The sequence below is a fragment of the Streptomyces sp. NPDC055815 genome (assembly GCF_053616475.1).
This window is the reverse complement of record NZ_JBSHDU010000016.1, coordinates 39,527-51,810: the sequence shown is the minus strand read 5'-3', so window position 1 is coordinate 51,810 and position 12,284 is coordinate 39,527. Positions and strand designations below refer to the sequence as shown.

9 protein-coding genes are annotated in these 12,284 nt (G+C 72.7%); all 9 read right to left on the bottom strand.

Going from position 1 to position 12,284, the window contains the following annotated elements:
- Positions 1–108: 108 nt before the first annotated feature.
- Entirely contained in the window at positions 109–771 is a 663-nt protein-coding gene (locus ACWGN5_RS13405) for a response regulator (protein WP_453514303.1), read from the bottom strand.
- Complete coding sequence (locus tag ACWGN5_RS13400; RefSeq protein WP_453514301.1) at positions 768–2,093, bottom strand: sensor histidine kinase; 1,326 nt, start codon at positions 2,091–2,093, stop codon at positions 768–770. The genes ACWGN5_RS13405 and ACWGN5_RS13400 overlap by 4 nt, the downstream gene beginning before the upstream one ends.
- 74 nt (positions 2,094–2,167) lie before the next feature.
- Positions 2,168–4,384, bottom strand: a complete 2,217-nt coding sequence (locus tag ACWGN5_RS13395; RefSeq protein WP_453514299.1) for an FG-GAP repeat domain-containing protein — start codon at positions 4,382–4,384, stop codon at positions 2,168–2,170.
- A gap of 99 nt (positions 4,385–4,483) precedes the next feature.
- Positions 4,484–5,353, bottom strand: coding sequence for an alpha/beta hydrolase (locus ACWGN5_RS13390; protein ID WP_453514296.1), 870 nt, complete (start codon positions 5,351–5,353; stop codon positions 4,484–4,486).
- A 94-nt stretch (positions 5,354–5,447) separates the two neighbouring features.
- Entirely contained in the window at positions 5,448–6,638 is a 1,191-nt protein-coding gene (gene kynU / locus ACWGN5_RS13385; RefSeq protein WP_453514293.1) for a kynureninase, read from the bottom strand.
- Positions 6,631–7,482, bottom strand: a complete 852-nt coding sequence (locus tag ACWGN5_RS13380; protein ID WP_453514290.1) for a tryptophan 2,3-dioxygenase family protein — start codon at positions 7,480–7,482, stop codon at positions 6,631–6,633. Before ACWGN5_RS13380 ends, kynU begins: the two co-directional genes overlap by 8 nt.
- 121 nt (positions 7,483–7,603) lie before the next feature.
- Positions 7,604–8,404 (bottom strand): DUF3152 domain-containing protein, encoded by an 801-nt coding sequence (locus tag ACWGN5_RS13375; protein WP_453514288.1) that lies wholly within the window; start codon positions 8,402–8,404, stop codon positions 7,604–7,606.
- A 148-nt stretch (positions 8,405–8,552) separates the two neighbouring features.
- The gene (locus ACWGN5_RS13370; RefSeq protein WP_453514285.1) at positions 8,553–9,929 is read right to left on the bottom strand and encodes a metallophosphoesterase; all 1,377 of its coding nucleotides are present in this window, start codon (positions 9,927–9,929) and stop codon (positions 8,553–8,555) included.
- A gap of 40 nt (positions 9,930–9,969) precedes the next feature.
- On the bottom strand, positions 9,970–12,216 hold the full coding sequence (locus ACWGN5_RS13365; RefSeq protein ID WP_453514283.1) for an MMPL family transporter: 2,247 nt from the start codon (positions 12,214–12,216) through the stop codon (positions 9,970–9,972).
- Between the last annotated feature and the right edge of the window lie 68 nt (positions 12,217–12,284).

Genomic DNA, 12,284 nt, shown 5'->3' with positions numbered 1-12,284 from the left:
GACGCTACCCCTGCCGACCCGCCACGGACCGGCTCAGCGGATGCGGCACCGGCGCCGTCACGGACCACTGCCGGCCGCCGGAGCGCGAGGGCGACGTCACGGACCGGCTCAGCCGCCGACGCGGACCAGGCCCGCCTCGTACGCGAAGACCGCCGCCTGGGTGCGGTCGCGGAGGCCCAGCTTCACCAGGATCCGGCTGACGTGGGTCTTGATCGTCGACTCGGCGACGACGAGGTGGTCGGCGATCTCCGCGTTCGACAGGCCCTGCGCGATGAGGACCAGGACCTCCGTCTCCCGCTCGGTCAGCTCCCCGATCCGGGCCAGCGCCGGCGGGCGCGGAGAGCTCCCCGGGGCCTTCGCGAACTCGGTGATCAGCCGCTTCGTGACCGTCGGCGCGAGCAGCGCCTCGCCCGCCGCGACCACCCGCACCCCGTCCGCGAGCTGCCGCGCCGAGGCGTCCTTCAGGAGGAAGCCCGAGGCCCCGGCGCGCAGGGCCTGGTACACGTACTCGTCGAGGTCGAAGGTCGTCAGGACCAGCACCTTCGCGTCCGCGTCGGCGGCGACGATCTCCCGGGTGGCCTCGATGCCGTTCAGCTCGGGCATCCGGATGTCCATCAGGACCACGTCGGGGCGGAGGGCGGCGACCTGGGCGATCGCCTCCCGGCCGTTGACCGCCTCGCCGACGACCTCGATGTCCGGCATCGCGCCGAGCAGCACCGAGAAGCCCTCACGGACCATCATCTGGTCGTCGACGATCAGTACCCGGATCACGCCTGCAGCTCCTCACGGCTCACGGGGACGAAGGCGGTCACCTCGTAGCCACCGTCCTCGGTCGCCTCCGCCGTCATCTCCCCGCCCAGCATCGTCACACGCTCCCGCATACCGGTGATGCCGTGCCCCGCTCCCGGGGAGGGCTTCACGAGACCACGCGCGGGGCCGTTGGCGACGCGGAGGCCGAGGCCGCCGAGGACATAGCTGACCTCGACCTTCGCGGCCGCGCCCGGGGCGTGCCGCAGGACGTTCGACAGGGCCTCCTGGACGATCCGGTACGCGGAGAGCTCGACGCCCTGCGGCAGCTCGCGCACGGCGCCGCTCACCGTCTTCTCGACGTCGAGCCCGGCCTCTCGGACGTTGGCGACGAGCGCGTCGAGGTCGGCGAGGGTCGGCTGCGGGGCGTCGGGGGCCTCGTAGTCCTCGGCCCGGACGACCCCGAGGATGCGGCGCAGCTCGGTCAGCGCGGCGACGGCGTTCTCCCGGATGGTGAGGAAGGCCTGCTCCAGCTCGGGCGGCGGGTTCTCCACCCGGTAGGGCGCGGCCTCCGCCTGGATGGCGACCACCGACATGTGGTGGGCGACGACGTCGTGCAGCTCGCGGGCGATGGTCGTCCGCTCTTCGAGGAGAGTCCGCTTGGACCGCTCGACGGCGGTGACGGTCTGCTGGGCGGTGACGTCCCGGCGCGCCTGGGTGCGGACCTGGTGGATGGCCACGCCGAGCATGGCCATGGCCGAGAAGAACAGCAGCTCGGCACCGTTGAAGCCGTAGTAGCCGCCCACGCCCAGGAAGAAGCCGGTGAAGGTCGCGTACGCCGCGGTGACCAGCCACATCCACAGGGCGGTGCGGGGCCGGGTCCGCATGGCGACGATCAGCAGGACAGCCCAGTGCGCGGCGAAGGAGTTCGGCGACCAGGGCCAGCCGTCGTACCCCCCGATGTAGGCGACGAACGGGGTGGAGCCCAGCGAGACCCAGAAGGCGAGCACCGGCCGGGCCAGGGTGAGCAGCACCGCGCCGGCCGGCACCAGGCAGTAGACGAGGGCGATCGGGCGGGCCTCGCCGCTGACGAAGTCAGCGCCCAGGAAGAAGACGATCACCGCGAGGAAGCCCACCATCGCGTGCGGCAGCAGGCCCACGTGCGGCCGTATCCGTCTCGGCAGGAAGCGGAAGGCGGGGCTTTCGGGGGCGAAGCGCGACAGCGGGCGGTAGGCGAAGGCGTCGTGGAAGAGGTCGGCGCGCAGCCCACCGAGCGCGTCCTGCGCCAGGCGGAGCTCGGGGCTGCGGCTCGTGTCGGTGGTCTGCGTCTCGGTCACGCGAACCACCGTACGGGCGGCGGGGGACCCGGTCGTCCCGCTGGATGCGGATCCTTCCGGGTCCCCCTTGAGGACTAGGGTCCTTACAGGACGCTGTTGAACTTCGAACCCTCGCCGGCGTACAGCGACGTCGACTGACGGCTGAACGGGGCCGTGACGGAGCCCGTCGAGCGGTACACGTACGTCGCGGTCGTGCCGTACGCGATCAGGTCCGGGCGACCGTCGTTGTCGAGGTCGCCGGCACCGACGAGCTGGGAGAACGCGCCCCAGCCCGCACCGACCTTCACGCGGGGGGCGAAGCCGCCGCGGCCGTTGCCCTGGTACAGCCACAGGACACCGGTGGTGTCGCGGGCGACCAGGTCACCCGTGGCCGTGCCGGCGATGTTGCCGACGGCGGCGAGGTGGTTGTAGGCCTGCCAGCCGCCACCGACCTTGACCCGGGCCCCGAACGGCTTCGTGTAGTCGCCCGTGCCCTTGTAGAACCACAGGTCACCGGCGCCGTCCGTGGCCACCAGGTCCGCGCGGCCGTCGCCGTCGAGGTCCGAGCCCCCGGCCAGCTTGTTGTAGACCTGCCAGCCCGTGCCGACCTTCACCCGGGTGGCGAACGTGCCGTCGCCCTTGCCCAGGTAGAGCCACAGCACGCCCGAGCCGTCCAGCGCGATCAGGTCGCCGGTGGCGGCACCGCCGACGTTGCCGACGGACTCGATCTGCTTGTAGATGCCCCAGCCGGTGCCGACCTTCGTCCGCTGCGCCGAGGACACCTGGCCGTTCACCGGCCGGTCCCGCAGGTCGTCACGCCACAGCACACCCGAGGCGTCCCGGGCGAGGACGTCGGTGGAGCCGTTGTTGGTGTAGTCGTGCGAGTTGGCGTTCCGGGTGACGTTCAGAAGCCAGCCGTCGTACTCGGGCACACCGGTGCCGTCGAGCAGCGACGCCTCGGCCTCCACGGCGTAGGTGCCGTTCGGCGCGTCCACCCCGCCGATGACACCGTCCCAGTCGAAGGAGAACAGCGTGCCGCTCGCGGGAGCGGTCACGCGCTTCGTGAACTCCTTGCCGGTGGCGGTGTGCGTGAGGGTGACGTCCACGACGGCGTCGGCACGCGACAGCGTCCAGCCGAGGGTCACCTTGCCGCCGGTCTGGTCGAGGTTCACCGCATCGGGGATGTGGGTCTGCTCGAACCGCAGCGGCAGCTCGGTCACCGGGTCGCCGACCTCCGCGACCTTGGTGACGGTCGGGGCGCCTTCCGCGCCGGCCACGAGGCGGAACAGTCCTTCGCCGTCCGCGGCGCGGGTGCCGAGCAGCACCGAGGTGCCGTCGCTCGCGGACACCGCGCGCGAGGCCGAGACGCCGAGGTCGACGGTCTGGTCGGTGGTCAGGTTGCGGGCCTTGGCGGGGTGATAGGCATTGCCGTAGACCAGCCACTCGCCGACGAGCGTGCTGTACCACTCCTCGTCGTGAGCGCCCAGGACGGTCTTCTTCTGCAGACCCGTCTTGCGGTCGACGGACGTGATGTAGTCGCCGGTGCCGGACTCGTAGCCGAACCAGGCCACGTGCGAGGCGGAGAAGTCCAGACCGCCGAAGCCGTACCCGGACTCGGGCGCGGCGTACGTCGCGGTGACCGTCCCGCCCGCCACGTCGACCATGGCGCGGCCGCCGACCCGCTTGTCCGCCGGACCCGTCTCGTACCCGACGAAGACCTGGCCGCCCTGGGCCAGCGAGCCGAAGAAGTCGGTGGCGTCCGCGGGCAGCCCCTCGATCTTGCGGGTGGTGGTCGCGGCGCCGTCCTTGGTCACGACGTGCAGTTCCGCCGTACCGTCGGCGTTCTTGATCTGCGCGAGGACGCTGGTCGGGCTCAGCACGGCCACGTAGTTGCCGTTCAGCGCACCGAGGTCGATGGACACCGCGGGCGCGGCGGGGTCGGCCATGTTCCGCAGGGTGATGGCCTTGAACTCGGCGGTCCAGTTGTCGTCGCCGAGGACCAGCACGTCACCGGCCCCCAGGGCCCAGCCCGTGGGGTCCTGGAGCGGGATCGCGGCGCTGCCGTCGTACGGCGTCCACAGGAGGTTCCTGGTGCCGTCCTGGGCGAAGGAGTAGCTGAGGAAGCCGGAGGTGGCGGTGCCGCCGAGGTCGGAGCCCTTCGGGAAGACGGGAAGGGCGGAGTCCTGGGTGGCCGAGACGGCCGCCGGCGTCGCCGCGAAGGCGGTCGGGGCGGTGGCCAGGGTGCCCGCGCCCAGCGCCGTGACGGCGAGGACGGCCGTGACGGCCGAGGCGAGGCGGATGCCGGTGGTGCGGAACTGCAAGGTGAACCCCCACGAAGAAGATCGGACACGGGAGTGCCGTGCCCGATGAGACTCGTGATTCCTTCGAAGGGTTGTACGGGTGACAGACGGAATTCCGGTTCACCAGGCGAGCTGGGCGATCTCCTCCGCCACCACCGCGCACGCGTCCGCCGCCGGGTCGATCAGCGGGAAGTGGCCGATCCCCTCCAGGAGCGTCAGGCCGACCTCCTCGCCCGCCTTCGCCGCCGCCTCCGCGTACGCCTCGGCCACCGCGTACGGGACGACGATGTCCTCGCGGCCCTGGACCAGGGTCGTCGCGATGCCGGTCGGCAGGAGGACCGACGGGTCCGTGGCCGCCGCGCGCGCCGCGTACTCCGCCTCGCCGCCCAGGAGTTCCGTGACCGCGCCGCCGCACACGCCCAGCTCCACCGACCGGTCGAAGTGGGCGATCGGGGCGAGGGCGACGACCCCGCGCAGTTCCGGCGGGGCCGGCAGGCGCCAGGGCGCGTCCGCGGGCAGCACGTGCCGGGCGGCGGCCCACAGCGCGAGGTGGCCGCCCGCCGAGTGGCCGGTGAGGACCGTCCGCCGCGGATCGGCCTGCGGAAGGTGCGTCGCGGCCAGCTCCGGTACGGCGTCCAGGGCGGCGGCCACGTCGTCGAAGGTCTCCGGCCAGCGCCCCGCCACCGGAGCCGTACCGCCCTGGTGGGGCAGGCCGGGGCCGCGCCGGTACTCGACGCTCGCCACGGCGAAGCCCCGGCGGGCCAGGAAGTCCACGAAAGGGGTCAGGTGCTGCCGGTCGTACGGTGCCCGCCAGGCGCCGCCGTGCAGGGCGACGACGAGCGGGGCCCGGGTGCGCCCGTCACGCGGGGCGTAGAAGTCGACCACCTGGTCCGGGTGGTCGCCGTACGCGGCGGTGGCGTCCGGGGCGACGGCCGGGTGCGAGAAGGCCGACGCCTCTTCGGCGGCATCGCGCGCGGCGGGGTCCGGCATGCTGTTCCAACCTCTCGGGTACGCGGCCGAATTGGCCTGACCTGCGGGGACGGTACCAGCACCGGAACCCCCGCAGATCAGGCGATCATCCGACCTACGCAAGAACCTCCGCGAGGATCCTCGCCGCCCGCTCCGCGTCCGCGAAGCCCACGTACAGCGGCGTGAAGCCGAACCGCAGGATGTCCGGACGGCGCAGGTCCCCGACGATCCCGCGCTTGATCAGCTCGGTCATCACGGCCGGCGCGTCCGCGCAGCGCAGCGCCACCTGGCTGCCGCGCTCCCCGTGCGCCCCGGGGGTCACGGAGGTGACGCGGCCCTCGGGGACGTACGCCTCGACGCACTCCAGGAAGAAGTCCGTCAGCGCGAGGGACTTGGCGCGCACGTCCTCGACGGCGACCCCGTCCCAGACGTCGAGGGCCGCTTCGAGGGCCAGCATGGAGAGGATGTCGGGCGTGCCGACCCGGCCCCGGAGCGCGCCGTCCGCCGCCTCGTAGCCGGGGGTCATGCCGAACGGGTCGGCATGCGAGTTCCAGCCGGGCAGCGGGGAGTCGAAGGCGGCCTGGTGGCGCTCGGCGACGTACAGGTACGCGGGCGAACCGGGGCCGCCGTTCAGGTACTTGTACGTGCAGCCGACCGCCAGGTCCACCCCGTGCGCGTCCAGGCCGACGGGCAGGGCGCCCGCGCTGTGGCACAGGTCCCAGACGGCGAGCGCGCCCGCCGCGTGCAGGGCGGCGGTGATGCCGGGCAGGTCCTGGAGCCGACCCGTGCGGTAGTCGACGTGGTTGACGAGCGCGAGGGCCGTCCGGTCGCTCGCCGCGGCCGCCATGTCGGCCGGGTCGCAGGGCACGATCGCGTGACCCGTCATCCGCGCCGCGGACCGCGCGATGTACCCGTCCGTGGGAAAGGTCGTCGCGTCGACGAGGATCTCGTCCCGGTCGTCACCGTTCAGCCGGGCCGCGGCGACGACCGCCTTGAAGACGTTCACGCTCGTCGAGTCGCCGACCACGACCTGTCCCGGGGCGGCGCCGACGATCGGGGCGATCCGGTCGCCGATCCGCTCGGGCGCGGTCCACCAGCCGGACTCGTCCCAGGAGCGGATGCGCAGCTCACCCCACTCACGGGTGATCACGTCGGCCATGCGGGCCGGGACGTGCGCGGGCAGGGCGCCCAGCGAGTTGCCGTCGAGGTAGACGGTCCCCTCGTCGAGGGCGAACTTCGCGCGGTGCCCGGCCAGTGCGTCCGCCGCGTCGAGTCGCGCGGCCCTCTCCTCGTACGACTCAGACATGGCTGCGGGCCGTCCAGAGCTCGGGGAACACGTTCTTCTGGGCCCGCTTCTCCAGCCAGGCCACGCCTGCGGAGCCGCCGGTGCCGGTCTTCGCGCCCATCGCGCGCCGGGTCGCCACCAGGTGGTCGTTGCGCCAGCGCCAGACCAGCTCGGCGACGTCGCTCAGGGCCTCGCCGAGCCGGACAAGCTCGGCGTTCTGGTCGGCGTCCGCGTAGATCCCGGCCCAGACCGCCTCGACCTCGGGCGAGGGCTCGTACCGCTGGGAGAGGTCACGGCCGAGGACCGAGGCCGGCACGGGCAGGCCGCGGCGGGCGAGGAGCCCGAGAACCTCGTCGTACAGGCTCGGCTCCTGGAGCGCCTTCTCCAGTTCGGCGTGGACGCGGGGCGCGCCCCGGTGCGGGACGAGCATCGACGCGGACTTCTCGCCGAGCAGGAACTCCATCCGCCGGTACATCGCCGACTGGAAGCCGGAGCCCTCGCCGAGCGCCGCGCGGTAGGCGTTGAACTGGCCGGGGGTGAGCTGGGCGAGCGGGCGCCAGGAGTGGTTGAGCGCCTCCAGCTCGCGCACGGAACGCTTGAGCGCGTCCATCGCGACCGGGACGCGGTCCTCCCGCAGGGCCCGGCTCGCGGTCTCCCACTCGTGGACGATCACCGTGAACCACAGCTCCATGACCTGGGTGGTGACCAGGAAGACCATCTCGCCGGGGTCGTCCGAGCGGAGGTGCTGGAGGTGGGTGAGGACGTCCGCCTGGACGTAGTCCTCGTACGGCGTCGTGCCCGCGAAGTCGAGGTTCGGGTCGTCGACGACCGAGCCGGCTCCGGAGGCATCGGGGAAGGTGGACATTTCTGTCTCCTCGATACGTGCTACCGGGTAGCGGTCCGCTCCACCGTGTGCACGCTGCGATGCCCTACGGGAGCTCCGGTCCCCTCGGGAGGCGCGCTTCTGCGCGCGCGTCCCAAGCGCATCATGACACGATCGGGCCCGTGATGTAGCTCCCGTCTTCGTCATACGGAAATGCGTTCGATCGGCAGCCGTCGAGGCCCTTGATCTGCTGCATCATCGCGGGCGCGAGCCTGCCCGGACCCGGGCAGCCCATGTGCGTGCGGATGCCGATCTCGTGCCCGACCTCGTGGTTGATGATCAGGTGCCGGTACTCCGTGGCCGGCCCCGCGAAGGTCGGCGAGCCGAGCATCCACCGCTTGAGGTTCACGACGACGCCGTCGGCGGTCTCGCAGTTCAGCTCGCCGTGGGTGTTGTAGCCCTGCCGCAGGCAGAGCGCGTCGGCGGTGTCCGGGGTGGCGATCCGGATGACGAAGTCGGCGTTCTCCGAGACCAGCTGGAAGCGGCCCCGGCCGTGCGCGGCCCAGCTGCGCGGATGCGCCAGGATCCGCTGGATCTCGGCGGCCGTCCCGCTCGCCGACAGGTCGACGCCGTCCTCGACCTGGACCCGGTAGCGGCGCAGCGTGCCGGTGTCCCCTACGGGCGCCCCCGAGGCCCGCGCGGTGGTGAAGGTCCCCGTACCGGACTGCGGGACGGTGCTCTTCTTCCGGGTCGCCGTGGGCTTGGGGCTCGGCTTCTGCGTCTTCTTGGGGCTCGGCTTCGGCTTCGGTTTCGCCGTCGTGGGGCGGGGGCTCGGCGTGACGGTCGTCGGTTCCACCGCCCCCGGGGCCGCCGCCGTCGCCTCGTCGGCGGCCCTGCCCTGGTAGTGCGCGAGGGCGGCCCCGGCACCGAGCGAGACCGTCATCAGGACCAGGGCCGGCAGCACGAGCCCGGACCTGGACCTGCGCTGCTTCCGCTTTCCCCGCCTTCCGGCGGGTAAGGCACGTTTCCCCACGACAGAGTTCCCCCCTCTGGTCCGGTCCGGGGATCGTACCCGCCGCTTCGAACACCTTCGAACGAAACGAGCGGATCGCTCAGGCCTCCGGGGACCGCAGCTCGATCACGCTGATGTCCGGGGCCGCGCCGACCCGGACCGGCGGGCCGAAGAAGCCGGCCCCGTTGGTGACGTACAGCTGGGTGTCACCGACCCGACCGAGGCCGGACAGGACCGGGTTGGAGAGGGCGGCGACGGCGGTCAGCGGGAACATCTGGCCGCCGTGGGTGTGGCCCGAGAGCTGGAGGTCCACGCCGTTGCGCGAGGCCTCCTCCGCCAGGACGGGCTGGTGGGCCAGGAGGACCAGCGGGTTGGCCTCGTCCCGGCCCCGCAGCGCCCGGGCGAAGTCGGGCCCCCGGCCGTGCTCCTCGCCGGTGACGTCCTCCACCCCGGCCAGGTCCACGGCGGCGCCGTTGTGGGTGAGGGTGAGGCGCTCGTTGAGCAGCGGGCGGACGCCGAGCTCGCGCAGCTCGCCGACCCAGCCCTCCACGTCGTCGTAGAAGTACTCGTGGTTGCCGGTGGCGAAGTAGGTGCCGTACCGCGACTCCAGGGAGCGGAACGGCGCGATCGCGGAGCCGAGCTGGCGGCTGGTGCCGTCGGCGAGGTCTCCGACGATCGCGACCACGTCGGCCTCCAGGCCGTTGATCATCCGGACGACGCGCTCGGTGTGCGAGCGGCCGAGCATGGTCCCCAGGTGCAGATCGCTGATGACCGCGACGCGCAGCCCGGACGCCCGCGGATCGAGCTTCGGCAGCACGATCGGCACCCGCTTGATCCGCGGGTCGCCGAGCGCGACGGACACCCCGTACCCGGTGGTGCCGAGCGCGGTCGCGCCGACGAGCGCGCCGACCGTACGGCCGAGGAACAGCCGCCGGTCGACCAGCCGGGGCACGGCCGCGCCGGCCTCGCTGCCGCCGTCGCCGCCGTCGCCGGCCGGAGGTGCCGGGGGCTCTCCCGTACGGGTGTCCACCGGCGGCGCCGCCGCGCCCGCCGGCACCGGCTCGGGAGCCACGACGGCCGACACCGGCTCGGAGGCCACGACGGCCGACACCGGCTCGGGGGCCGGGGCCGATGCCGGGGCCGGGGCGGCGGCCGTCGCCCGCTCCTCCGCGCGGATGCGCCGCGCGAGGAACGCGCGCGGGATCTCCGCCACCGCGAGCCCCGTCAGCAGGTACAGCAGCACCCCGATCAGGAGGTATCCGGGCCAGGCGATCCAGCGCCCGTCCACCGGTCCCAGATAGGGGATGGAGATACGGGTGGCCGGCGCGAGCACCGCGGAGACGGCCACGGCCGCCGTGCCCAGGGCGCGGCCCCGGGTCCCGGGGCGGGTGGTGTCGCGCACCAGGCGGACCCACAGGTAGGAGTGGATGACCGCGGAGCCCACGACCATGGCCGCGTAGAGGCCGATTCCCAGCATGGGGTGCTTCTCTCTGTCAGTTCCGTGCCGACGTTCCGCGTCAGTCGGCGAGGCCGAAGCGGGCGTGCAGGCGCTTCAGGGGCGCCGGGGCCCACCAGTTGGCCCGCCCGGCGAGACGCATCAGGACGGGGACGAGGACGGCGCGGATGAGGGTGGCGTCGACGAGGATCACCACGACCATGCCGAGGCCGAGCATCTTGAGGTAGACGATCCCCGACGAGGCGTAGGTCGCGAACGAGGCCGCGAGGATCACCGCCGCCGCCGTGATCAGCGGTCCGCTGCGTTCGAGACCCCAGGCGACGGCGGCCGGGGTGTCGCCGGTCCGGTCGTACTCCTCCTTGATCCGGGACAGCATGAACACCTCGTAGTCCATGGACAGTCCGAAGGCCGTGCAGAACATCAGGATCGGGATCGACGGCTCCAGGGTCCCGGTGGAGGTGAAGCCGAACAGCGAGGAGAGATTGCCGTCCTGGAAGATCCACACGAGGGCGCCGAACATCACCGCCATGGACAGGGCGTTGAGGACCATCGCCTTCAGCGGGATCAGCAGACTGCCCGTCATCAGGAACAGGATCACGAAGGTGACGAGCAGGATCAGGCCGAAGACGAGGGGCAGCCGGTCGACCAGGACACCGCGGAAGTCGCCGAGTTCGGCCGGGTAGCCGCCGACGCGCACGTCCTCCGCCGGGCCGGCCGCCGCGCGGACGTCGGCCAGGAGCCGGTCGGGGTCCGCGGACAGCGCCCGCTGGTTCGGGACGGCGGAGAACCAGGTGTCGGCCGCGTCCGCGAACCGCTGCGAGGAGTCGTTCGGGCCGAGGATCCGACGGCCTTCCGCGTACGAACCGGTCAGGGCGTCGACCTGCTGGACACCGCGCACCCGGGAGAGCGCGAGCGCGGTGCTCTCGATGTCGCCGTTGCTCGCTGACGTACCCGGCAGTCCCTTGCGGAGGACCTGGACGGCGTCCATCTCCTCCGCCGCGAAACCGGCCCGGATCTGGTCCTGGACGACCCGGCTGGACGTCGCGGCGGGCAGCACCCGGTCGTCCGGGGTGCCGAAGGTGATGCCGAGCGTCGGGGAGGCGAGGGCGAGCAGCACGGCCAGCGCGGGAATGCCGTACACCAGGGGGCGGCGCATCATCCGCAGGGCGGTGGTGTGCCACCAGCCCGTCCGTCCTGCGGCGGCGGGCTTCTTGCGCAGGACGCGGGGGCCGAGCCGGGTCAGCGCGGCCGGAAGGATCACGAGCGCGGCGAAGACCGAGGTCAGGACCACCGCGATGCCCGAGTACGCGAAGGAGCGCAGGAACGGGAACGGGAAGAACATCAGGCAGGCGAGCGACACGATGACCGTGAGACCGCTGAACGCGACCGTGCGGCCCGCCCGGCCGACCGCCTGCCGGGTCGCCTCGGCGACCTCACGCCCGGCCGTCAGCTCCTCCCGGAAGCGGTTGATGACGAACAGCGAGTAGTCCACGCCGAGGCCCACGCCCATCACGAGCGTGAGGTTGGCGGCGAACGTCGACACGTCCGTGAAGGAGGTCAGGACGCGCATCAGCGCCAGGGTGGTGACGACCGAGAAGAGCCCCATGCCGAGCGTGAGCAGCGCCGCGTTGAAGCGCCGGTAGATCACGGCGAGGAGCAGCAGCACCAGCGGGAAGACGATCAGCTCGGCGCGCAGGAAGTCGGTGCGGGCCTGCGCGGCCGCCTGCCGGAACACCTCGTCGCCGCCGCCGACCTCCACCCGTACGGTCGCGTCGTCCCTGGCGAACTCCGGGGAGAACTCGGCGAGTTTGGTACGGGCCTCGGTGACCGTGCCCGCCATGCGGGCGATGACGAGCGCCTGCCCGAAGTCCTCCGAGCGCATCACGGGGGAACCGCCGCGCGACCAGTACGAGGCGGTCTCGGCGACGCCGTCCTGTGCGGCGAGCTCCTTCTCCAGGGCCCGCCCCGCGCGCTCGACGGCCGCGCTGTCGACCCGCCCCTGCTTGGCGGTGACGAGCAGCAGCACGCTGGGGGTTCCGGTCCCGAACTGCTTCTCCAGCGCGGTCCTGGTGTCCACCGACTCCGAGGCCGGGGACTCGAAGCGGCTCAGGACCAGCCGGTCCATCGCGCCGGCGGCCAGCACCAGACCGATCACGGCGAGGGCCACGCCGATCCAGATCACCAGGCGGGGCCGGCCGGCGATGCCGGAGCCGAGACGGTGCAGGGCGGAGTCCTCGGGGCCGGAGCCGGTGGAGGCCCCTGCCCCCGGGGCGGGGCCCGGTCGGGGAGTGCGGGACGAGATGGCCACGTCAGATCGCTTTCTGTCAGGAGGTTGACGGGGGAAGGGGGAAAAGGGGGAAGGGGGAAGGGACCGGG